Genomic DNA, 23,022 nt, shown 5'->3' with positions numbered 1-23,022 from the left:
CCTCAAATTTGTCGTCTCCTTGCTCCTGCTGTGAACCGGTGACGTCTGCGGAGTCACCCTATTCCGATATAACGCACCCGCCTCAGTCCGCAGGGCCGTCTGACGAACCGTTCGAGGCTTTTGAGAATTGGATGTACGATTGGGTCGCGTCCGGCAGCAGCCGCCAGGCCGCCATGCTTGATAAAGGGATCGCGCTCGCAGCCGCTCGCCGCACCGCTCTCAAGGAGTTGATCCGGCAAAATCCCAAAGAGGCGCTTCGTCGGGCGATTTCATATCGCGTTCGCCGGCTTCTCCCAGCAGAAGTGGAGTCGCTTCTCGAAGAGCCTGTGCATGCGGCTGGGCGATACGAAGTCATGGTCATGTGCGGTTTGCCTGAGCGTTCGAACGGAGGCCTTTCGAGATTTTTTGATGATGGAAATCGAAGGTTTGCCGTCCACACCTATGGCAGACGGCTGGACGTCACCAGCAAATTCAAGCTTTCAGCAATTGGTATCGCCGTCGACGACCAACTCGCTTTGTCGGACGAGCCTGTACGCGTGATTCCCGCGGATGAGGCCGTCATACGCGGGCTGGAGCCTGGCAAAGTCTGGGTTGAATCGATGGGTGAGGTCCTCGCGTTTGAAAACGCCGGCGCCGTGGAAAAATGGGCTGCCGCCCTCCGCGCGGCTGAAGATGACATTGACCCGGCCGCTCAGCCCGACCCGAGTGGAGGCGGAGGTGGATCCGGCAGCGGCCAGCCTGGCGCTTCGTCCTATACCACGGGCTCGAAGACGATGCTCTTCATCGTCTGCGATTATCCCAATGCCACCGGGTTTCCCGACTCCATCTCCGCGGTCTCCAATGCGATGGTGAATGTCGCCGAGTACATGAAAGATGCGTCCTTTGGCCGATTGATGCTGACCATCACCGTGGTGCCCGAGATCGTCCGGCTGCCCCAAAACGGACAGTACTACACAAATCGATTTATCGAACTGCTCGATGATGCCCGGCGAGCGGCAAGACAGGCAGGCTACGACGCAAATAACTATGACTTTTATGGCGTATTATCGGCCGAACATTCGACCTCCAACAACCGGATCGATTTCCCCTATGCCGGCATCGCATGGATCGGCATGCCAGGATTCCACGTTGTCCACCCTCACTACACCCTTCGCACGACCGGCCATGAATTCGCGCACAACCTGGGACTGTTTCATGCAAATTACTGGCGGACCGATTGCGACACGCCGATTGGGCGGGATTCGGCGCCAGGCGGTTACGTTGGCGATGAGGTCAACGCGGAATGGACGGAATACGCTCACCGATTTTCCCTCATGAGTTCGCAAATCAGCCCGGATATGAACGATCGCACAGCGCATTTCGCCGCGGGCGAAAAACATCGGCTCTCTTGGATCGGGACGAACCAGATCGCATGGGTGACCAACAGCGGAATCATCCGCATTTATCGCCATGATCATCGGTCTGCGACACAAGGCCCCTTTGCGGCGTGTATTCAACGTCCTTCCAGCGACTACACGGGCAACCAGCGGCAGTACTGGCTCACCTATCGCATGGCCTACACGACCAACGAATGGCTGCGGCACGGTGTCCAAATCGACTGGCAAAAACCGAATTACGGACAGGATGGTGTCATCCTCCTTGACATGACGCCCTATTCCAATGACAGCCAGGGCTTTCCCGCATTTCTTGCCGACAATCTAGACAAATGGGATGCCGCCCTCCTGCTCGGCCGAACGTTCAGCGATGAGGCGGCCGGAATCCACATCACCCCTGTCGCCAGGGGAGGCGCGACGCCCTCCGAATGGATCGAGGTTTATGTTCACTTGGATAGCGGTGAAACAAATCGCCCCCCTCAGCTTCTGTTGACGGCATCCGCAACCAATGGAGCAGTGAATGCAGAATTTGTGTTTACGGCAACCGCATCGGATCCGGACGGCGACTCCCTCGCGTACGCATGGGACTTTGGTCTTCACTCCCAGATTTTTACCCAGACCCTGAACCAGTCTACAGTCACCCATCGCTGGACCGAGGCCGGTGAATACCTGGTACGATGTACCGCGAGCGACAGGAAAGGTGGCCGGGCTTCCGCAGCGATCGCCGTGCGGGTCGGCAACGTCAATCGCTTTCGGCTCGCCGGACGCGTGCTCGCGAATGGATCCCCGATGGAAGGCGCCCGCGTCTCTATATCGCCTGCCGTATGGACGCGTACGCTCAGCGACGGATCATTTCAACTCCTCAACCTGCAAGCAGGGATTTATACCGTCCGCACTCAATGCGCCGGCGCAAAGTTCGAACCGGCGTTCGATAATCCGGTTGCGATCGGCCCCTCGAGGGAGTCATTGGACTTCGGTCTTTCCGGCCCGCCGGGAATCGCTCTAGAATCCACAGACATGCATGTTCTCGAGGGTCGAACGCTCGCGTACACCCTGCGACTGCGAAGCCGACCTTCGACCCAGGTGGTGGTCCGTATTAGCGAAAGATCGTTCCTCACAAATCTTACGGCAACAGTGACCTTCACCCCCTATAACTGGGTTGTCGGTGCAACCGTCTCCGCACAAGTGGTGGACAATCGACTGCCTGGTCCCCCGTTTCAGACCGCCGTGGTTGCCCATGTGGCTATCGAGGGTGATCCAAACTACATCGGGCTGACCGCCGAGCTACGGGTCCGTATCGAAGAAGATGAGGCGTGGGACACCGATATCGACGGCCTGCCGGATGACTTTGAGAGTGCCTACTTCGGCAACCCCGTAATCGCGGTACCCACTGACGATAACGACGGGGACGGATTAAACAATCTGGACGAGTACATCGCCGGCTCCATTCCGATTGACGGCGCCTCTTATCCCCGGACGCAAATGGATCCGGAGATGCCTCTTTGGATTGGAATTCCGACCGTCACGGGCCGCGTCTATTCACTCTTTGCCACCGAAGCGCTGACCGACAATGGGGAATGGCTCGCTGTTCCCCATGCTCAGGATCTGCCGGGCAACGGATCCATCATCTGGATCCAGGTTCCCCATTCGGTGGGCAGTTTTTTCCGATACACAACGCGGTTGGCCCCTTAGCATTTGATTAATGCACGCGGTGGTGCGCCGAATAGAGGGGACCCCACATTTGCGCAGGGAGGCTGCTTATGCCGGGGAAACCCCGAGACGCTCCTCGGTCTCGCGTTTCAAACGCTTCAACTTCCCTGCGAGAGCGAAGCGCTTGGCGGAGGACATCCGGTCGATGAACAACACGCCATTCAGGTGGTCGACCTCGTGCTGGATCACCCGGGCGAGAAAATCACGAAAGGTCTGAATCTTGGACGTGCCGTCGGGCAGTTGAAATGCAATTTCGATTTCGTACGGTCGCTCGATTTCAGCCCGGATTCCCGGAAAACTCAGGCAACCTTCCTCATATAAATCCATTTTCTTCGATGAGTTGCGAATGGCCGGGTTAACGAGCACCAGGGGCATCTCGGCATCCGGGTTCAGACGCTGCCCGTTCTCGTCGAGATCGTAATCGATCGGCATTTCAATGACTGCGACCGCCTGGGACCACCCCACTTGGGGCGCTGCGAGGCCGATGCCCTGGGCGGCGCGCATCGTTTCGAGCATGTCGTCGATCAGCTTTCGCAATTCCATGCCAAAGGCGCGCACGGGCTCGGCTTGTTTGCGTAAAATCGGGTCGCCGTAGTATCGAAGTTCAAGTTTCACGCGCTCACTATATCGGCGGTCCAATCGGGGTACAATCATCGAACGCTTGCCCCACCAAGTGTCAAAACCTACAGTGCAGTCGAATGAATGACTACCTCGTCATTATCCCGACCTACAACGAGATAGAGAACGTCCGGGAAATGGCCGCCGCGATTCACCGTCATGCTCCTTGGGCGGATATCTTGTTTGTCGACGACAACTCGCCAGACGGCACGGGCCAATTGCTCGACCGGATGGCCGCGGAAGATCCCCGCATCCGGGTTCTGCATCGTGAAAAAAAACAGGGGCTCGGCCGCGCGTATATTGCCGGTTTCAAATGGGCCCTCGAACGTCATTATGAATTCATCGGCGAAATGGACTGCGACTTCTCGCACAATCCGGCCGATCTTCCAAAGTTTCGCGAGGCGGCCCAGCAAGCAGACCTGGTTCTCGGCACCCGATACAAAGGCGGAATCCGTGTGATCAACTGGCCGCTTGGCCGATTGATTCTAAGCAAGTGCGCTGCGTATTACGTCCAGATCATCTCGGGAATGCCCTTCACGGACCCCACAGGGGGGTTCAAGTGTTTCCGACGCGCCGTGTTGGAGACGGTCAACCTCGACCAGATCAAATCCAACGGCTACTCCTTTCAAATTGAAATGACGCACCATGCGTGGATGCAAGGCTTTCGAATCGTTGAGGTTCCCATCGTTTTCGAAGAACGCAGGTCCGGCGCCTCGAAAATGAGTTCTGCGATCGTCCGCGAGGCGCTCTGGCTCGTTTGGAAACTTCTCTTTCGCTCGAAATTCCGCCGTTCCCCACCCCGCGAGTATCATCCGAGAAGCGTCGCGTCGCGGGCCGTCCCGGCATGAGTTCCGTGTTCCTCAGCACGCTGGAAGCGCTGCGACCGAAACAATGGACCAAAAACGTCGCGGTTCTAGCCCCGGTTCTCTTTGCGCTCGGGGACCCTTCGCAAGGTGTTGGCCTGCCCGCCATCGCGCGCGCCTTTGCCGGAGTCCTCGTTTTTTGCGTTGCCGCCAGCGGCGTTTACGTGGTCAACGACCTGCGTGATGCGCAGCTTGACCGCCTTCATCCCGCCAAGCGAAACCGGCCCTTTGCCTCCGGCGCGCTTTCCCGTCGATTCGGAATCCGACTGGCCGTCCTGCTGATCGCGATGTCGCTGGCGCTTGCACCGCTTCTTGGCGCGCCTTTTTTCGCCACCATCGCGGGCTACCTCGCGCTGCAGGCCGCCTATTCGTTCGGCCTCAAGGAGTTGGCGCTCGTCGACGTGATGGTCATCTCGATCGGATTTGTGCTCCGGGCGCTCGCGGGTGGTTTCGCGGCCGGCGTCGCGATTTCCCCATGGCTGCTTCTGTGCGCCTTGCTCCTCGCCCTCTTTCTCGCGTTGTGCAAGCGCCGCCATGAGCTCGTCGCCCTCGGGGAGCGAGAGGGCGCCACACGCCCCAGTTTGCGCTCCTACGACCGCCAGTTGCTCGACGTGCTGATCCCGATGATCGCGTCCGCCACGCTCCTCGCGTATTGTCTGTACACGTTCTGGCCCGATACGGTCGAAAAGTTCGGCTCTCACAAGCTCGGCTGGACCATCCCGTTCGTCATCTATGGATTGTTCCGCTACCTGGACCTCGTGTATCGCCGAGAGCTCGGTGACCGACCGGAGCACATTTTGCTGACCGATCCGCCGCTCCTACTGAACCTTGCGCTGTACGGCGCGCTCATCCTCGGCTTGCTGGTTTGGACCTAGGAGATTCGTCGGACCCCATGAGCCAAGATACTCCCGAAACCATCAGCAAACAGGCTGCGTCGAAAAAAATCATCGACGTCGCCAAAAACGTTTATCAGGACATCGTCCAGCGGAGGAAAAAACCCGCCCTCCGATTTCCGATCCGCTCGCTGGCCAATGTCAAGTACGACCCGCGAACGGGCCATTTCGAGATTTTGAACCGAATGGCGACGCGGACCCTCTCTTACAACACCGTCAAAACCTTCGCGCAGTCCATGCGGCTGCTCGCAACGACGAAGAATGACTTGCTCGACAAGAACGATATCGCCGGCAAGCGGGAAATTTATTACAACTCCAAAAGCTGGGGCGAATGCCGATTCGACGAGCAGCCGGAATCCGACACGCTGCTTGATGACATCGAGGCGATGCTCGGAGTGAACCGGGAGCAGCTCGGGTATATCCCGGAGGAACGCGGCGGCGAGGTTTGCGGACCGCTGATCGTGATCGACCAGGACCCCGAATCGGGCAAACCCATCCGGATCGACTGCACCAAGCTCGGCACGGGGGCGTGGAGCATCCCCTCCCGCGTCGAACACCTGAAATTCGAAACCCGCGCGAAGTTTGTGCTCGCCGTCGAAACCGCCTCGCTGTTTCAACGGCTCGTCCACCACCGTTATTATGCGAAGGCCAACTGCATCCTTGTCTCTATGAGCGGCGTACCGACGCGCGCGTGCCGCCGCTTCATCCGCCGGCTTGCGGATGAGCAAAAAATTCCTGTCCTCGCCTTCACCGACGGCGATCCGTACGGCTACTGCAACATCTATCGCACCCTCAAGGTCGGCTCCGGCCAGGCCGCCCACATCAACCGATATTTTTGCGTCCCGACCTGCCGATTCCTTGGCGTGACGCCGCAGGACATCATTGACTACGACCTGGAAGACGCGACGCATCCGCTTGAGGAGGCGGACATCAAGCGCGCAAAAGACGCGTTGAAAAACGATCCGTTCGTAAAACACTACAAGGAGTGGCAGCAGGCGCTCCAGCAAATGATCGACATGGGCGTCCGCATCGAACAGCAGGCATTTGCCAAGCACGGCCTCAACTTCGTCCTCGAACACTACCTGCCCGAAAAAATCAAAAAGGGCCAGTTCCTGCCCTGACCGGCCCGCCATTCTCGCAGGGATCCAGAAAAAAAGCCCCGCCCAGGTTGGGCGGGGCTTTTATCGATCGCCGATCGATCTGTCACTCCGACTTTTGAATGCCCTCAACGCTGAGCTCGATCTTCACGTCATCGGAAACGACCAGGCCACCGGTATCCAGCGTTTTACTCCACGAAATGCCCCAATCCTGACGATTGATTGTCGTCGATCCCTCAAAGCCTACTCGCGTGTTGCCCCAGGGATCCTTGACGATTCCACTGAAGGTGAGAGGCAGGATAATTTCCTTCGTCACTCCTCGCATGGTCAGATTTCCGCGCACCACGAGTTGATCGCCGGCCAGTTCGGCGCCCGTCGTCTCGAATTTGATTTCGGGAAATTGCTCGGCATCAAAAAAATCAGGGCTGCGAAGATGATCGTCCCGCTTCGCATTACGGGTGTTGATACTTGCCGTCTTGATGGTCGCCGATGCCGAAAAATTCGCCGGGTTTTCCGGATCATAATTGAACGATCCCACATATTCGTCAAAGGTCCCTCGGACCGTTGCGACCACCATGTGCCGGACGGCGAACCCGATGTGGGAGTGCGATGGATCGACCTCATACGTCGCGGCGCGCAGGGCGCCGGAGAAGCCTATGGCGATTAATGCAAAAACAGCACTCAGTTTTTTCATCGACTCTTTCTCCTTTGATTGAAGTTGCGGCGCAGAGGGCGCCGAAATTTTTATTCCGAACAATTAAGATGACAAAAGTTCCGACTCAAGAAAACAAATCTCCTCTTCGCGAAAGGGGTTGTACAGCTCGGGCTTGCAGCGGAGCAACCGAACAATCGACCCGAGAAAGTCGGGATCCTGCCATCCCGCTGCAAAGGCGCGAAGCTCCAACGCTAGTTCCTGCAGACGCCCGCGCTCCTTGAATCGGTCATGAAGGATATGTAGGACCAGGTCGCGCTGGTGTTCCACCCGCGCCGCGCGAGCTATATACGGCAGCGCCCGGTGAAAATCAATTTTGGCCAGCGCGCGCAAGGCCTCGTTCTCCTGATCTGAATCCACAAAACGAGCCACGGCCCGGAATACATCGTCGCCCCGGTAGTGCTGCAGCGCAGTAATGAGAGCTCGTGTCAACTGTGAAGGCACAACCTCCCGGTCCAGTTTGGCAGCCAGGACGGACCCGGCTGAAGGCACATGGATGATGGAGCACATGAGAACATCCGTCATAGATCCTTCCCGCAACAAACGGCTGGCCACAATTTCGGCGAGAAGGTTCTGTTCTTCCGGGCAAAGAGAATCGCGATACGCCCGCACCGAGGACAGCCATTCGAAATCCTCGCTGTAATAGTTTGCTTCCTCGAGGCGGGTCAGCTCGTCGGCGATCTGCTCTTTCGTACGCACAGCGTTTTTATCGAAGACAGCCGGTAAACCTTTCAGACAATATTCGAGTGGCAACGCTCAACGCGAACGAATAAATATCTGCCATGCACCCCGGGCTTGGAGCCGCACTGAAAAAATTGCAGGCGGATGGCGCCACATCGGCTCTTCTCGCCGGATTCGAACGAGCCTTCCTGCGCGTCGCCTCCGGGGAATCCGGCTTGATCGCCGAATCCGAGATCGAACCGGTCGGATCGCTGCCAACCGCGGCCGATGCTGCGCACCACACCGCTTCGGGCGAGCGGGCCCTCGCGCAGACCGCCGTCATCAAGCTCAATGGCGGGCTGGGTACAAGCATGGGCCTCGACCGGGCGAAATCCCTTCTGCCCGTCAAGGACGGTCTGACGTTCCTCGACATCATCGCGCGTCAAATTCTTCATCTCCGACAGTTCTGCGGTGCGCCGCTTCCGCTCCTCCTGATGAACAGCTACAACACGGAAGCGGACACGCTCCGTGCGCTGGCGGCATACCCCGCGCTTTCGGAACAGGCGGCGCCGCTCTCCTTCCGGCAAAACCGTATACCCCGGCTTCTCGCGGATACTCTCCTGCCGGTGGAATGGCCCGCGGACCCTTCTAAGGAATGGTGTCCGCCAGGCCATGGCGACCTGTACGCGGCGCTTTTCGGGTCCGGAATCGCGGCACGATTACTGGCAGCCGGAATCCGCTACGCCTTCGTCTCCAACGCGGACAATCTCGGCGCCGGCCTGGACGTCGGCCTGCTAGGTTATTTCGCGGATTCCGGTGCGCCGTTCATGATGGAAGTGACCGCCCGAACCGCCGCCGACCGCAAGGGGGGCCACCTGGCCCGAAAAAAGGGAGGCGGATACATCCTCCGCGAATCGGCGCAATGCCCGTCGGAGGAAGCACACTTCTTCCAGGACATCACGCGCCACCGTTTCTTCAATACGAACAACCTCTGGCTCGACCTGCTTGCCCTCTCCCATTTCATCGAACGGCACGGCGGTCCGCCGGACCTCCCTGTCATGGTGAATCGAAAGACCGTGGATCCCAAAGATCCTTCCACCCCTGCCGTTTTGCAGTTGGAAACAGCGATGGGCGCCGCCATTGGCGCCCTTCCTGGCGCCATCGCGATTGAGGTGCCCCGGTCCCGATTTAGCCCCGTGAAAACCACGGATGACCTCCTCGGTCTGTGGTCCGATGCCTACGCCCTGAGCCTCGACCATCGCTTGGAACTGGTGCCTGCGCGGAACGGAATCCCTCCCGCGATAAAGCTCGACACAGCGCACTACAAGAATTGGAGCGATTTCGCCGCTCGCTTTCCTGACGGGGCTCCCTCGCTGGTCGCCTGCGAATCGCTAAAGGTAGTGGGAGACATCCGTTTCGGGAAGAATGTGGTGATTCGCGGTTCCGTAACAGTGGTCAATCGCCAACCTGCCCAGGCCTTCCTTTCGGACCGAATTCTCGAAAACATCAGCGCGGAACTTTGATAAGCCCGACGAATGTGTATCGTCGGATTACAAATAGCAGCCGAGTTCCGAATTCGACGCGCTTATGAGGAACGATAGCGGACGGGATCTTCGGCCGACTCCAACTCGCCGGATTCCGCAGCCCGGTCCACCAACTCGGCATGCCGCGGCAAAAACGGGCTGATGAAGGCGTAAAACACACCATACGCGCACATGGAAAGCGCCGAGACCAAAGCGATCTCTTCCTTGAGGAAAAGCATCAGAACCATCGCGATGCCGGCGAAGAAAAACAGAGGAGCCTTGGTCGGCTTGCTGTAACGCAAGGTCGAGACCTGCAGAAACAGCATGGCTGTCGACACGGTCCAGACCATCGCGGCGAAGGGCCCGCCCGCCAGCGTGAAGAGATCCTCCCTGAGCAAACCCGTCTGCGTGGCAAAAACCATCATCGCAACCCATCCTGCGTTGACCGTGATCGGCAAGCCCAGATAGCCCTTCTGCCCACGGTGCGGATCCACCACGCGGAATCGCGCCAGCCGCAACGCCCCGGACATTGGCGCAAAACATACGTAAAGAAGACCCCATACGCCGTGGTCCTTCATTACCAACTGGTGGGCAAGTAGTGCGGGCGCCACGCCATAACCGATAATGTCCACGAAGGTATCGAGTTCCGCGCCGAACTTTGTCGCGCCCCGGCACCAACGGGCGATGTTGCCATCAAGCCCGTCGAAAACCAGGCACAGCATGATGAATTGCGCGGCGGCAACAAATTCGCCCTCGACGGCCTTTAGAATGCTCAGCATCGCGCAGCCAAGAGCGGCGAGCGTCAGCAAATTCGGCAAAAGTTTTCGCCACATCATGTAGAATCCCCCTTTCGAATGCGAGCAATCGCGGTAATTCCGGCGAGGACGCGGTCTCCAGGCTTCACCAGCACTTCCACATCCTCCTCCGGGAGATAAACATCTAATCTCGACCCGAATTTCATCATGCCGATGCGCTCGCCCGCCTCGACCGATTGGCCCACCGTAAGCCAATATACAACGCGGCGGACGATCGGACCCACAATTTGTTTGACTAAACATCGCGTGCGGCGGCCGACGATTACAATCGAACTGTGTTCGTTCACGTCGGAGGCCGCCTCCTGTATCGTGAACAGGTGCTTGCCCGGCGTGTAATCCAGCGCCGCGATGGAACCCGCAATCGGCGCTCGGTTCACATGGACGTCAAACGGCGTGAGGAAAGTGCTGATCCGCACGCAGTCGGTCTTGAGGTACTTGTCCTCCCGAAACCGCTCCACCGATCGCACCCATCCATCCGCGCCGGACACCACGGCGCGGGAATCCTCGACAACCGGCCGATCGGGGTCTCGGAAGAAATATGCCAAAAACGCGATGGCCAACCCGCCACTCGCGAGCAATGCCCATGCAGCGACAGAGTACCCGGCGTGACGGGCAATCGCCGACAACACAACGGCTACCGCCAGCACCACGAGCACATGCGACCAAAATCCTCTCGCCACTTTCATGTGTTAGAAATCCGTTAGATACGGACCATCGCGCATTTGGGCGTGATTGCAAGGGTTTTCTTGCGGCCCCAATATTTTGACACGGCAGAAATCGAAATAATTCAAGTGTCTAGCGCGGCGGACCCGAATGTTCAACCCGGCTGCGAAAATCCGGCGGCGCAGCCGCGATTCGCTTCGAGGCGTAATCAAAGAAAACCAGGCCAGTCAGCGCTCGCACCGCCTCCGAGCGATCGGACGCCTTCAGTCCAAGGTATGCCAGCTCAAAGCCGGTGTGCGACCATTCGGAAACCGTCAGTCGGACGAGAAGATCGTCGCCGTAGGTGAGTTCCGACCGGAATCTCACAGCGAGATCGACGAGAATCAGCCCCAGCGAACCCTCAAGCAGTTCCGAGTCATAGCCGAGCGACCGCAACCATCGCACCCGCGCCTCTTGAAGTAATCCGAGAATCGTGTCGTTACCCACGTGCCGGCCGTAATTCAGGTCCGTGATCCGTATCGGGACGACCGTTTCGTATAGCCACGTCTCCGGCAGGATGATTTTCTGTCGAGGCATGCGACCGCCCCTAGTTGCGCGACGTGCCGAACAAAAACTCGAGAGGGCGCCAGACGCGCGCGGACCAGGCTTTTTCGTTGTGTTCGGCCTTCTCGTCGAGGAAAAAGACCAGGTCCTCGTCGATCTCGAACCCCTTTTGCTGAAGGCGCACCAGCATCATCGTGATGCCCGGTTGCAGCTTCTGGTCGATTCCAAGCTCCCCATTATCGATGTACAGCCGAATCGGGGGTCGCTTGCCGCGATGCCGGCGAACCCGATTTTGGATGGGATCCATGAAGGCCGGCGAAAGGCAGGCCGCGCCAAAAAACACATCGGGCCTTTCCCACGCCAGCAAAAAGGAGACGGTTCCGCCCATCGATGCGCCCATCGTGGCCGTGTGTGAAGCTTCGGGTTTCGTGCGGTAGGTTCGGTCCACCAGCGGCTTTACCGTCTCGACGACAAATCTCCTGTATTCCGCGCCTAGCTCTGTCTCCCCATATTCGTCGCGTCGCAACTCGCCGTTGTTGTCAATGCCCACGATGATAATGGGTTCGATCCGTCCCTCGGCAATCAGGCGCGTCGCCTCTTCGTCCATGCGCCATTCCATCCCGAATGCCGAACGCGCAACATCGAAGCAATTCTGGCCATCGTGCATGTAGAGGACGGGATAGCGACGATCGGCGTTGTCTTCGTAACCCGGCGGCAGCCAAACGGAGACGCGTCGCGGCGCAATCCGCCCGCTGCCTATTCCGTCATGGATTCTCAAATCGCCGACCACTGTGGAAACCGCAGCCGCAGCTTCCTGCGCGGAAACGGCGCCCCCATCCGGCGGTTCCGCGTGTGTTGATCCGACGAATAAAGCGGCCATGGCGAGCAGCCAGCGACTTGAAAGGTGCATAGGATAAAGTGGCGGGGGCGACGGGGCTCGAACCCGCGACCTCTGCCGTGACAGGGCAGCGCTCTAACCAATTGAGCTACGCCCCCGCGCGAAGCCCTTCTTATCCCATTCGCGGAAAGGTTCTCTCAAGCAAAATTTTCCCCGTTCGGCTGTTTTTGTCCAGTTGGGTTGTATTTGTCGACCCATTTCGGCAGGGATTGCGCGTCCACACCCCCTCTTCGTCGCCTCAGTTTTTCTGGAGTCAGCAAAGCCCCTAGAACTATACTGTTCACGGTGAACAAGCGGCCCCGATTCCTCGTGCTGCGCGGCGGGGCGATCGGCGATTTCATCGTCACGCTTCCCGTTTTTGCTGCGCTGCGAGAACGATGGCCGACGGCCCAGATTGAACTCATCGGCTACCCCCACATTGCAGAAATTGCCCGGGTCGCCGGGTTGGTCGACTCCATCGGCTCACTGCACGCGGCACAAATCGCCCGATTTTTCGCATTGAATCCAACAATCCCCGAAGACCAGCGCGCGTTCATCCAGTCCTTCGATCTCGTATTCAACTATTTCCACGATCCGGACGGCACCGTGGAAACAAATCTGATGAGAGCCGGCGCCCGTCAGGTGATCAGCGGTTCACCGATCGTCCGCGAGACCCATGCCGTTGACCATCTCCTCAAACCCCTCGAATCCCTTGCGATCTATGCGGCGGGCGCATCCCCGCGGATCGACCTACCGGAGATCGAGCGAGCGGCCGGCCGCGCGCGGCTCGGGCCGCGCCAGCCGGCCTGGATCCTTCACCCCGGAAGCGGCAGTCCTTCCAAAAACTGGCCGGCCGGTCGATTTATCGAGCTCGCGCGTCGCTTGCGAGAAACGGGCCGGCAGCCGTTGTTCCTCGTGGGCGAGGCGGATGCAGCCGCACGGGAAGGAATCGAACGAAACGCCGCGGACATCTCCTTGCTTGCGGGTTTATCCATCCGCGAGGTCGCCCAAATCCTCTCGGTGGCTTCCGGCTACATTGGGAATGACAGCGGGATTACCCACCTGGCTGCGGCAGTCGGGGCGCCAACCCTCGCCCTGTTCGGACCGACGGATCCGGCGCTGTGGGCGCCCCGTGGCGCGCGGGTTCGCGTGTTACGGGCACCAGACAGCCGGCTCGACTCGATCTCAGTCGAGGAGGTCTTTCGGGCGGCTCAATCGCTCGGCGGTTGATGGGCCTTTGATTGGGGGCCCGCCTCCCACGACGCGTGGATCAATCGCAAAATTTCATCCCTCAAATGGATCCGCCCGCGCCCAATGCCGGGGCACTCCGCGCAGGTTTCGCGCCACGCTTCCTCCGAACGCAGGGTTTCCGGCCAGAACGGATAGGTTCGGCAACGGGTCGGCCGCACCTCATAAATCCGGCAGCGGCCCTCTTCATAAAAAACGCATTCGCCGTTCGCTTTTTCAACCAGTGTGTGGCCGTCTTTCCACGGCCGGGTATGGGTCGCCAGAAAGGTATCAAGCGCCAGGCCGAGATGACCGGCAATCCGTTCCGCATCCTGGCGGTTGACGAAAATGATCCCCGGCGCCCCGGTGCAACAGCGGCCGCACCGCACGCACTCGAATCGGACGCCGTTGTCGAACACATACCGGGGTTCACCGGGCCGTCGACCCTCATCGGCATTAGCCATGTCAGCCAGTCTGGGCCGAACCGGCCCTGGAGGACAGTTTTTTCGCGCCAGGGTCCAGGATTTCGCGTTGGCGAGCGGTGGCCAGTTGGGTATGCTTCGTTCCGGATGATTTATCGCGTCATCTTTCTCAACGGAACACGCACGGGCGAGCGCATCACCGTGAGCGAGCAGCCCATGTGCATCGGTCGCGACCCGGCTTGCGCCATCCATGTGCCCGACGCCGAAGCGGCATTGCGCCATGCCGAACTTGTGCAGCGCGGCGATGAATTGTTCATCCGCGACCTCGGATCGATGAACAAAATCCTCGTGAACAAGCGCGAAGTCTCGGAAGCGCGCCTGAAACACGGGGACGAGTTTGAACTCGGCCGGACCCGTTTTCTGGTCCAGGCGCTTGTCCAGGCCGAGGTCAGCGGGCAACGCGAGCGCCGCCGACGCCGCCAGGCTGCTTGGGCCATCGCTGCGCTGCTTCTACTCGGGCTAGCCGCCGCGTTATCGGCCCGCTATGTGCCCCGCGGGCCCAACGCGCCGGTCGAGACGTCAGGACTCCAGCCGCCTCCGACCAATCCCGCCATCGTCGCGCGCACCACGCCCGTCGTGCCGCCCGCCCTGACGGAAGACCTGCGTCTGTTGAGGGAAGACCTCCGAGCCATTCAGGAAACCGTCCGCAACCTGAATGCCCCCACACCACCCCCGCCCACCGCCCTGCCCACGCTCAACCCTCCCGCCGCGCCCAAATCGCCGCTGGAAGAAGCCGCCGAACTGATCGGCCCCGCCCGCGAAGCGATCGCCGCCGGCCATCTGGTCGAGGCCGACCGTCTTCTCGCGCACATCCAGTTTATCGCGCCGGATTTTCTCCCCGCTTACGAAGAGCGCGCGAGAGTCCTCGAAAAACAGGGCCGCCTTGCCGAGGCGGCCGCCCAGTGGTCGGAAATTCTGCGGCGCAGCGCGCAATCCCCCCTGTACCAACGCGCGGTCGCCGAACGGATCCGCCTGAGCCAGGCCATCCAGCCGGCGCCACCCCCTGAGGAAGTGGCCGTGAAGATCCAGTCCGTTGTACAAACCCGGTTCCCCGGCAGCGAGGACATGGACGAGATGCGCGTCCTCAACATCACACTGTCTGCGCCGCCCGACCAGCGCGTGGAGTTGGAGAATCTCCGCGTTGAAGCGAACTTCTTTGAAAGGGACCGCGCGACGGGAGAAATCCTACCCTCCCCGGGCCGCGTGTCGGTAGAGCCGATCGGCCCTTCGGACAGCGGAGCTCCGGGCGAATTCGTCGTCACGGCCACCTGCGTGATCCCCAAAGGCGTCCGGGAACAGCAGGCCGCCGAAGGCACGCCCCGCTCGTTCCACGGTTACCAGGTCCGGCTCTACCGCGGAGGCGAGCTCCTCGACGAATACGCCCAGCCGCGTTCGCTCGCGGGATCGCCCGTGCCCCCCGTCGCGGACGCGCGCCGGGCCGAAGCCGCGCCGTGACCGCGCCCGCAAACAGGCGAGAGCGCATTTCCGCCTGCATCATCGTCTTCAACGAGGAAAAGAAGATCAGGCGGTGCATCGAAAGCGTCACCTGGTGCGACGAAATTGTCGTCCTCGACAGCTTTAGCACGGATCGCACGGTCGAAATCTGCCGCGAGTACACTGACCGCGTCTTTCAGCACGTGTGGCTCGGCTACGTCGGCCAGCGAAACCTCGTGCGAACGCTCGCGCGCTACAACTGGATCCTGAACATCGACTCGGACGAGGAGGTCTCCCCCGGCCTCCGCGAGGAGATCCTCGAGGAATTCGAAAACGGGCCCCGGTACCTCGGCTACGAATTCCCGCGCCAGGTGTACTACCTCGGCCGGTGGATCCGCCACGGCGAGTGGTACCCGGACGTCAAACTCAGGCTTTTTCACAAGGATTACGGCCGGTCCGAAGGCGAAGAGCCGCATGACAAGGTGGTCGTCAACGGCCCTGTCAAACGCCTCAAAAACCCTCTCTGGCATTACACCTACGACGACCTGCGCGACCATCTCGACACGCTCGACCGCTTTTCAACCATCTCCGCTCGGCAAAAGTTCGTTCAGAATCCTCGCTTCAATCCCCTCGACCTCCTGTTCCGCCCCCCTCTGCGATTCCTCAAGGGCTATTTCCTCAAACATGGCTTTCTCGACGGCTGGCACGGCTTCATCATCGCAGTCATCAGCAGTTTCGGCGTATTCATGAAATACGCGAAACTTTGGGAACTCGCCCTCCGGAAGAAAACGGATTTCGATACGTTGCCCGAACCCGGGACGGGACCCGGCGCATGAAGGCGACCCCGGCCGCTTTTCCAGAGCATGGAAGCTCCATAAAATTTTTTTACAGACGATGGAAATCAGCCGCCCTTGCGGCGCTCATTGCCGTTGCATGTCTCTCCACTGCGGCCGCGGAAGAGACTGCGCCGTTGATCGGTATCCGACTGGCCCGATTCGATTGGGATGAATATGAAGGCGGATCGCGCATCTTGAAGGAAGAGGGCTATCGTTTGTCCCTCGGAACCCGCGGCGGAGCCGGCCTGGCGTCGCTGCACGTCCTGTGGCGAGCCGAGGCGATGGCCGGGCGCGCGGACTACGACGGCCGGACTATCGGCGGAGAACCCTTGACGGAAACGACGGAGTACTATGGGCTCCGCGTTGAGACGGACGCGCGAAGGCGCCTGTCGCCCGACGAAAGCGGCTTCCGCGCCGTTCCGCTGCTTGGCGCGGGAGTCCAATCCTGGCTGCGCCGACTCGCCGGCGGCGAGCCCGAACGCGGCGGTTACGACGAGCTCTGGCTCATGGTCTACGGCCGGCTCGGCGCGTATGTGGAACAGCGCCTCTCGCCGCAATCGGCCCTGTTTGCCGTGGCCGCCCTGCGACCGCCAATCTACAACACGGCGCACTATAGCCTGCGTATCCGGGAAGACCGAACCTTTTCACTGAAGCCAGGCCGGCAATGGACGTGGGACTGCGAGGTCGGCTGGCGTCACAAAAACTACCAATTCGCCCTCTTCCTCGAAACCTACGCCTTCGGGCGCTCGGAACCCCGCTTTTTCCCGCCAATCGAGGTCTACCAGCCGGAGTCCGAGGGCGTCGTAGTCGGCGTGGAATACGCTGTGTCGTGGTAGGGCGTCCTGAAAAGCCCCGCAGACCCTTCCGCAGTTTTCACGAGCGGGAATAAACCGACGTTAGAACACTTGGATGGCGTCCGCGTTGATAACCAGCGCGCCCTCACCCGAACGATTTGCCACGCGCCCTTCAACCCGAACTCGCGCCTGTTCGCGCAATCCGCCCACTCCGCGGAGCCCCACGGGCAGAACTCGGCCGTCGGAGTCGACGATTTGGACGATTGCGGTATTTTCCCGGAGCGTGTCGGGCTCCTCGCAACACGCATCCCATGGCGTCGGACAGGAATCGGCGTGTAGCTCGTCGCAGGTTTCGATCCGCTCAGGATCCCCAATCACAAAGGCCGCCCGTCTTTCGATAAACGGGTTTTCGCTGCCGATGATGGCGGCTTCGATGACTACTCGATCCCCGGCTCCGGCTTTCTCGCGAACTTCCCGGATCGGCAAAGCTCCGCCTTCGCCGGAAATTTTTCGGAATAACGCCAACACAGCAGGCGGGATCTCGCCCGCATCCGCGGAAGGCGACTCTTCGCGTGACGGCCCTTTGCCACACCCGGCCGTGGAGAGCGCGACAAGGGCAATCAGCGCCACTCGTGTTTGAGCGATTCTCTTCATGATCATACCTGTTCCTCCTAAGTTAGTCCCGAAGCGCCTGCGGTAGCGGAGGCCTAAGGCAGCGAAACGCGGGTGGGAGTGTTCCGAGCACACCCAGCAGCACGCCGGCCGCTAGACCGACGCCGAGCGTCTCCGGGCCGCAGTCCGGTTCAAAGGCGCCCGCGCCAATATAAACCACGCGGCCCGACAACACGGCGAGAAGCGCCGCCGCGCCTAGCAGCGTTCCCGCCGCCGACGTCAGCATGGACTCCTGAAGAAACGAGACAAACACCGCAGCGCGCGAAAAGCCGATGGCTTGGAGAGTGGCGACCTCGCGAACTCGCGCTGCAAAAGCCGCATGGATCGTGTTCAGGCCACCGAAGAAGGCTGCGGTGGCAATCAGGAGCGCCGTTGCCCAGGTCATCCATCGAATCGGCGCATAAAACCAGGACAGCTTGGCATAATAGGTCTTCTCGGGAATGGCGCTCAGCTCAAGGTCGATCCGTTGCCGGGTGAAGAGTTCCACATCCACCGGGTCGCCGTCATCCAATCGCACCACAATCGCGCTGTAGGTTTCGCGGCGGGCCAGCGCGAGCAACTCGTGGAGATTCATCCAAATCTCCGATTCAAACACCGAACCCGGCGCGGCGAACACACCCGTGATCCGGAGAGCGGCGTCGTCGACCTGCAGCGTGTTGCCGGGCCGCAGGCTGTCCGCGTCGACACCAAGTCGCCGCCATGCATGGCGCCCGACCATCGCCTCGCCCGGTCCGGGAAAACGCCCGTCGAGCAGTACAACTTCCGGATGGACCAGCAACGCCCGCTCGTCCACACCGCGCAGAAATGCCTTGGCGCGAATGCCAGCGACGCCGACTTCGGTCATGTGCACAATCTGCGGCGAAAAGGCCCGGACGCCGAGCGGAGCATAGGCGCCCGCGATGCTCGCCTCCGCGATCCCCGCCGCGCGCGCGGGGATTTCGCTGCGCTGTGTGCTTTCCTCGCTACCCGCGCCAAGGATCAGGACATTTTTCTCGCTACCGCTGGCGGCGAGCATCCGCCGCATGCCCTCATTCAGCGCATGCGCGCCCATCGCAAGGAACACGACCAGCGCGCTGCCGAGGATCAGTTGAACTAGCCTCGAAACGGACCGATACAGATTCCGCACCGCATACTGCAGGGGGAGAAGCGCCATGGCTCAGCTCCGGAGACTCGCCACAATGGGTGTGCGGGCGGCAATCCACGCCGGCGCCGCCGCCGCTGCAGCGCCCAGCCCCAGCGCGATACCCAGGCAGTCTGCGAGCAGGCGGGGATCAGCCGTGAGCGAGATAATCTGTCCCTCGTTTCCAAAGGTGAAACGGCCCGCCTCAAAAAAGATCCAGGCCGCGCCCGCGCCCGCCGCGCCGCCCGCCAGCCCTAGCAGAATGCCCTCCAGAAGGACCAGCCACGCCACCGCGCCGGATGAGTAGCCGAGCGTCTGTACGATAGCCACCTCTCGCACCCGACCGCGAACCGCGAGCAGGACGGCATTCCCGATAAGGCCCAGCACCGCGACCACGGCGCCATAACCGATCCACTTCGAATAATCGGACAGTTCCACGAGGTCGCTCGCAGCCTGCGCGAAAAACGCCTTTTCAGGCGTAGTTTTCGTGGGCTCAGGGGCCGACCGAAAGCGAGCGTCGATCGCGTCAGCCACCGCAAGAAGCTCCGAGGGATCCTCCACGCGCACGTTGAATTGGGTCACCTCGCCAAGCCCGCGGCCGCTCGCCTGTTGCAAAAATGGCAGATGCACATAGGCCACCGAATTGTCCTGCGGGTTCGGCGAGGACAAAATGCCCGAAATTCGAACGCGGACACCCGCCGCTTGAAAGACATCGCCGGGCGCCAGGCCGCGGCGTTTTGCAAACTGTTCTCCAATTAGGGCGCCGTCATCGGCGCGCATCCAATCTTCCAGTGATCCGCGCACGATCCGGATTTCCGGCGCGTACCGAAGAAGCTGGCGGGGCGGAACGCCGCGGAACGTGATGACATCGAGGCTCGCCCCGCAATTGTTCACGACGATCTGGATCGGAATTACCTCCCGAACGCCGGGCACACGCCGAATCTCGTCCTCATAATGCAGCGGCAAACGGCTCGCTGCGGGGCAATACCGATTCTCCCGGTACACGACGAGCGTGGTATCCTCGGCGCCCAGGGTCGTCGCGCGCGCGACGGCGGATCGGAGCGTCTCCACGGCGGCAAACACAAACATTCCCATCGCAATGCCTGCCGCGGTCAGTAGCGCGCGCATGCGGCTGCGGACAACCTGCTTGGCTGCCAGCGGGATCATATTGATGAGCGTTTTTCCGTTCAGTTGCATGCTGAGGCCTCCAGCAATTTGCCTTTCTCCAGATGCAGCACGCGCGACGCGGCCGACGCGGCGCGGGCGTCGTGGGTGACCATCACGATCGTTTTTCCCCGTTCACGGTTCAGTCGCCCGAGTAGCCCAAGAACTGCATCGGCCGATTCGCGATCCAAATCGCCCGTAGGCTCGTCCGCGACGATGAGGGGAGGGTCGGCCACGATCGCTCTCGCGATGGCGACCCGCTGCTCCTGGCCGCCCGAGAGTTCACGCGGAAAGTGATGCATGCGGTCTGAGAGACCTACGAGTGAAAGGGCCGCTTCCACGCGTTCGCTGCGCTCCCGCCGGCTCATCGGATGGAGCAGCAGCGGCAGCTCCACATTTTCGAATGCGGTCAATGTTGGAACGAGGTGATAAAGCTGGAATATGTAACCAACCGTCCGCGCGCGCCATGCGGCGAGCGCGCCGCGGGACATTGCATGGATCGCTGCGCCGTCGATGATGATCTCGCCCGCTGTGGGCTGGTCGATGCCCGCAAGCAGGTTGAGCAGCGTCGACTTGCCCGACCCAGATGGGCCCATCAGCGCGAGAAAATCGCCACGAGGAATTTCCAAATCCAGATTCTCCAGCGGCGTGACCCAAACCGGACCTTTTCGAAAGCGCCGGGTCACGCCCCGGCAGATGACGAGCAGACCATCCTTGCTGTTCACGTGACGCCTCCTTTGGAATCGACTCGTTTCTCCGCCACCCGAGCCCCCGGGCGAAGCCGCTCGACGCCTCGGATCACCACCTTTTCCCCTGCGCGCAGACCTTCGATCACTCGGACCCAGCCGTCCCTCTCCTCGCCGGAGAGACGTATGGTCCTCGGCTCAGCAATACCCCGTAAGGCGTCGACCACCCAGACAAAGGAGCCGCCCTGCGAATCGGTCTGACGCGCCACCTTGGGAATCCAGAGGGAAGCGGACGGCACCTGCGCGCGGGCACCCCGTTCCGTTGCCACGAATTCGACTCGGCAGAGCATCTCCGGGCGCATGCGTGGATCCGGATCGAACAGTGCGACCTTCACCTGCAGCGTGTTACGGGAGAGGTCGGCCTCGCCAACGATTCGTGTGACCACACCCGTGAAAACCCGGTCGGGAAACGCGGCCGAAGTGATTCGCGCCGCCATGCCCGTCTGGAGCTTTCCCGCCTCCGCCAAGGGAACATCGGCGCGAACCTGCAGGCGTTTCGGATCGTACAGCGTCATAATGGTGGACCCATCCGGTTCGTCAGAGGCCACCATCCGTTTCATGCCGGGGCTGACATGGCGCCGCAGCACGATCCCGTCGATGGGCGAGACGATGCGCGTGCGCTCCAGGTCGATTCGCGCCTGTTCAAGCTCCGCGTGGGTTCGTTCTTCAAGAGCGCGCAGGCGGTCGATCAGCCGCTGATGGGATTCGAGCTTGAGCCTTGCCGCCTCAACCTCGGCGGAGGCTTCCTCTTCTTCGAGGACCGCCGCGACGCGTTCCGCCTCGGCCAGATAGGAATCCTGCAAGGCCTGCGCACGACGGGCACGATCCTGCGCGGCCTTGCGCCGCGCCTCCGCGGCCAGCCACTCGGCTTTCATCTGCTCGTGCTCGATTTCGGCAGCCTCGGCCTCCGCGCGGGCAGCCTTCCACTCGGCCTCCGCCCGCGTCACAGCCAACCGGAAATTGGTCTCATCGAATCGAGCAAGCAGGTCTCCAGCGCGGACCGCCTGACCCTCCAATACCTCCACACTGGCGATAAACCCATCGATCAAAGCCGGAACGCGAACAGGATAGGGATCCGGCTCGATCCAGCCTGAAGCCTGAGCGATGGAACGCACCGCTGATTCGCCTTCCGGAAAGGATTCAACGCCCGTATTCGCCATCAACAGTGCGGGGTGAGTCTCGACCGGTACCCGCGGCCGTAACCGGTCGCCAAACACCGCAATCGTGAGCGCGCAAAAACCGATAACCAGCAAAGTAGGCACCAAAACCGGGCCGGCGGCTCGGCGTCGCTTGCGATCCGCCGCCGGCAACCCCTGCAAACGATCAAAGGATTTGTTTGAATCCACCTGGTGATCCATTGAGAGACCCCTTTCGCCAAAAAGCCAAAAAGGCTCAGTTGAACATCAAAAACCGGAACATCCGGCCGAATAGCCGGCTGAAAGAAGGATCCGGCGACGTCTAAATGAGGAATATTCGAAGCGTCGCGAGGCGACGGAGTGAATCCGAAGATCTAAATTCGGTCTGACGCGGGAGGGGCCGCTCGAACGCTCGGATTTGCGTGTCTTGGATACTTCCCCGCAGTGCAGGGCATTCCGTCTCGATGTGAGTTCGCACGGGCGCCGCCGTCCGATCCGTTGTCATCGGGACCTCGATGCAACAAGAGGCATGAGGATTGTGAGCATCCGCGCTAGACGCCTCTTGCACGCAGCAGGCCGTCTCACAATCGGGACTCAAACAGACGCGAGCAAACAGTGACGTTGGCAGCGCGAGGAAGACAACAAGAATGATCTGAATCGCCCCTTGCACAGCGTAAATAATAGAGTAGCTGATTGAAGAATCAAGAGACGATTATTCGCGATACGCCGTGTAGCCGTGCGGCGAAAGCAAGATGCACAGCCGTGTCTGCGGATCCCGAAGTCGATGGTCGAACACCACCGGAACCAAGGGAAACGTGACCACCGCGCGCCTTCGCTGGAAATAGGCCCTTGTATCGACCATCAAGCGGTAGGTCCCTGCAGGTAACGCGGCGTCATCGGGCAACCACGCGCCGGAGCCGCCATCCGCACCGGTTAGCGTTTCGGTGACGGTGCGCCAATCGCGATTCGCTTCCCAAAACTGGAGGACAACGTGGATTCCAGCAGCCGGTCGGCCATCTGTTGAATCAATCAGGCGCACGGTGATGGGACAAGCCATGGCGACG

At 60.7% G+C, this 23,022-nt stretch carries 23 protein-coding genes and 1 tRNA gene; 9 read left to right on the top strand and 15 right to left on the bottom strand.

All coding sequences use genetic code 11. From position 1 onward, the window contains the following. The first annotated feature begins 131 nt into the window (after nt 1-131). Complete coding sequence (locus NZ740_03575; GenBank protein MCS6771088.1) at nt 132-3,065, top strand: PKD domain-containing protein; 2,934 nt, start codon at nt 132-134, stop codon at nt 3,063-3,065. A gap of 66 nt (nt 3,066-3,131) precedes the next feature. On the opposite strand, the gene def is transcribed toward NZ740_03575, so the two are convergent. Continuing rightward, nucleotides 3,132-3,698, bottom strand: a complete 567-nt coding sequence (gene def / locus NZ740_03570; protein ID MCS6771087.1) for a peptide deformylase — start codon at nt 3,696-3,698, stop codon at nt 3,132-3,134. Nucleotides 3,699-3,781: 83 nt separating this feature from the next. Between def and NZ740_03565 the strand changes: the two genes are divergently transcribed. The 3 genes from NZ740_03565 to NZ740_03555 are packed head-to-tail and all read left to right on the top strand — an operon-like array spanning nt 3,782 to nt 6,578. Next, complete coding sequence (locus NZ740_03565; protein ID MCS6771086.1) at nt 3,782-4,549, top strand: polyprenol monophosphomannose synthase; 768 nt, start codon at nt 3,782-3,784, stop codon at nt 4,547-4,549. Beyond that, nucleotides 4,546-5,439: a decaprenyl-phosphate phosphoribosyltransferase gene (locus tag NZ740_03560; protein MCS6771085.1), complete on the top strand. Its 894-nt coding sequence runs from the start codon at nt 4,546-4,548 to the stop codon at nt 5,437-5,439. Before NZ740_03565 ends, NZ740_03560 begins: the two co-directional genes overlap by 4 nt. Before the next feature lie 17 nt (nt 5,440-5,456). Beyond that, entirely contained in the window at nt 5,457-6,578 is a 1,122-nt protein-coding gene (locus NZ740_03555; GenBank protein MCS6771084.1) for a DNA topoisomerase IV subunit A, read from the top strand. An 82-nt stretch (nt 6,579-6,660) separates the two neighbouring features. Here the strand turns inward: NZ740_03555 and NZ740_03550 are convergent, their stop codons facing one another. Next, nucleotides 6,661-7,248 (bottom strand): YceI family protein, encoded by a 588-nt coding sequence (locus NZ740_03550; GenBank protein MCS6771083.1) that lies wholly within the window; start codon nt 7,246-7,248, stop codon nt 6,661-6,663. A 63-nt stretch (nt 7,249-7,311) separates the two neighbouring features. Next, nucleotides 7,312-7,965: a hypothetical protein gene (locus NZ740_03545; protein ID MCS6771082.1), complete on the bottom strand. Its 654-nt coding sequence runs from the start codon at nt 7,963-7,965 to the stop codon at nt 7,312-7,314. An 83-nt stretch (nt 7,966-8,048) separates the two neighbouring features. Between NZ740_03545 and NZ740_03540 the strand changes: the two genes are divergently transcribed. Then, nucleotides 8,049-9,449 (top strand): UTP--glucose-1-phosphate uridylyltransferase, encoded by a 1,401-nt coding sequence (locus NZ740_03540; GenBank protein ID MCS6771081.1) that lies wholly within the window; start codon nt 8,049-8,051, stop codon nt 9,447-9,449. A gap of 62 nt (nt 9,450-9,511) precedes the next feature. Here NZ740_03540 and NZ740_03535 read toward each other — a convergent pair whose 3' ends face one another. The 5 genes from NZ740_03535 to NZ740_03515 form a co-directional block, all read right to left on the bottom strand. Next, nucleotides 9,512-10,285, bottom strand: a complete 774-nt coding sequence (locus NZ740_03535) for a CDP-alcohol phosphatidyltransferase family protein (GenBank protein MCS6771080.1) — start codon at nt 10,283-10,285, stop codon at nt 9,512-9,514. Next, nucleotides 10,282-10,950, bottom strand: coding sequence for a phosphatidylserine decarboxylase (locus NZ740_03530; protein MCS6771079.1), 669 nt, complete (start codon nt 10,948-10,950; stop codon nt 10,282-10,284). Before NZ740_03530 ends, NZ740_03535 begins: the two co-directional genes overlap by 4 nt. 109 nt (nt 10,951-11,059) lie before the next feature. Continuing rightward, nucleotides 11,060-11,503: a thioesterase family protein gene (locus tag NZ740_03525; protein ID MCS6771078.1), complete on the bottom strand. Its 444-nt coding sequence runs from the start codon at nt 11,501-11,503 to the stop codon at nt 11,060-11,062. 10 nt (nt 11,504-11,513) lie between these two features. Further along, nucleotides 11,514-12,380 (bottom strand): alpha/beta hydrolase-fold protein, encoded by an 867-nt coding sequence (locus NZ740_03520; GenBank protein ID MCS6771077.1) that lies wholly within the window; start codon nt 12,378-12,380, stop codon nt 11,514-11,516. A gap of 9 nt (nt 12,381-12,389) precedes the next feature. Then, nucleotides 12,390-12,466: transfer RNA gene (locus tag NZ740_03515), tRNA-Asp, on the bottom strand. A 187-nt stretch (nt 12,467-12,653) separates the two neighbouring features. Here NZ740_03515 and NZ740_03510 point away from each other — a divergent pair. Then, nucleotides 12,654-13,577 carry a glycosyltransferase family 9 protein gene (locus NZ740_03510; protein ID MCS6771076.1) on the top strand — a complete coding sequence of 308 codons (924 nt, stop codon included), beginning with the start codon at nt 12,654-12,656 and terminating at the stop codon, nt 13,575-13,577. Here NZ740_03510 and NZ740_03505 read toward each other — a convergent pair. After that, a complete protein-coding gene (locus NZ740_03505) occupies nt 13,559-14,038 on the bottom strand; it encodes a YkgJ family cysteine cluster protein (protein MCS6771075.1) in 480 nt (159 codons plus the stop codon). The two genes, NZ740_03510 and NZ740_03505, sit on opposite strands and share 19 nt — an antisense overlap. Nucleotides 14,039-14,143: 105 nt before the next feature. Between NZ740_03505 and NZ740_03500 the strand changes: the two genes are divergently transcribed. From NZ740_03500 to NZ740_03490, 3 genes are read left to right on the top strand one after another with little or no spacing between them, the layout of a single operon-like run. Further along, nucleotides 14,144-15,511, top strand: coding sequence for an FHA domain-containing protein (locus NZ740_03500; GenBank protein ID MCS6771074.1), 1,368 nt, complete (start codon nt 14,144-14,146; stop codon nt 15,509-15,511). Then, nucleotides 15,508-16,326 (top strand): glycosyltransferase family 2 protein, encoded by an 819-nt coding sequence (locus NZ740_03495; GenBank protein ID MCS6771073.1) that lies wholly within the window; start codon nt 15,508-15,510, stop codon nt 16,324-16,326. The genes NZ740_03500 and NZ740_03495 overlap by 4 nt, the downstream gene beginning before the upstream one ends. After that, nucleotides 16,323-17,162, top strand: coding sequence for a hypothetical protein (locus NZ740_03490; GenBank protein MCS6771072.1), 840 nt, complete (start codon nt 16,323-16,325; stop codon nt 17,160-17,162). Before NZ740_03495 ends, NZ740_03490 begins: the two co-directional genes overlap by 4 nt. A 60-nt stretch (nt 17,163-17,222) precedes the next feature. On the opposite strand, the gene NZ740_03485 is transcribed toward NZ740_03490, so the two are convergent. The 6 genes from NZ740_03485 to NZ740_03460 form a co-directional block, all read right to left on the bottom strand. After that, nucleotides 17,223-17,774 carry a hypothetical protein gene (locus tag NZ740_03485; GenBank protein ID MCS6771071.1) on the bottom strand — a complete coding sequence of 184 codons (552 nt, stop codon included), beginning with the start codon at nt 17,772-17,774 and terminating at the stop codon, nt 17,223-17,225. 22 nt (nt 17,775-17,796) lie between these two features. Further along, a complete protein-coding gene (locus tag NZ740_03480) occupies nt 17,797-18,945 on the bottom strand; it encodes an ABC transporter permease (protein ID MCS6771070.1) in 1,149 nt (382 codons plus the stop codon). A gap of 3 nt (nt 18,946-18,948) precedes the next feature. Further along, the gene (locus NZ740_03475) at nt 18,949-20,109 is read right to left on the bottom strand and encodes an ABC transporter permease (protein ID MCS6771069.1); all 1,161 of its coding nucleotides are present in this window, start codon (nt 20,107-20,109) and stop codon (nt 18,949-18,951) included. After that, a complete protein-coding gene (locus NZ740_03470; GenBank protein MCS6771068.1) occupies nt 20,100-20,801 on the bottom strand; it encodes an ABC transporter ATP-binding protein in 702 nt (233 codons plus the stop codon). The genes NZ740_03475 and NZ740_03470 overlap by 10 nt, the downstream gene beginning before the upstream one ends. Then, a complete protein-coding gene (locus NZ740_03465) occupies nt 20,798-22,180 on the bottom strand; it encodes an efflux RND transporter periplasmic adaptor subunit (GenBank protein MCS6771067.1) in 1,383 nt (460 codons plus the stop codon). Before NZ740_03465 ends, NZ740_03470 begins: the two co-directional genes overlap by 4 nt. 490 nt (nt 22,181-22,670) lie before the next feature. Continuing rightward, nucleotides 22,671-23,015, bottom strand: coding sequence for a hydroxyisourate hydrolase (locus NZ740_03460; GenBank protein MCS6771066.1), 345 nt, complete (start codon nt 23,013-23,015; stop codon nt 22,671-22,673). Nucleotides 23,016-23,022: the final 7 nt, after the last annotated feature.

This window comes from Kiritimatiellia bacterium (assembly GCA_025054615.1).
GTDB lineage: Bacteria > Verrucomicrobiota > Kiritimatiellia > CAIVKH01 > CAIVKH01 > JANWZO01.
The sequence above is the reverse complement of the archived record's forward strand: the minus strand, read 5'-3'. Positions and strand labels throughout refer to the sequence as shown.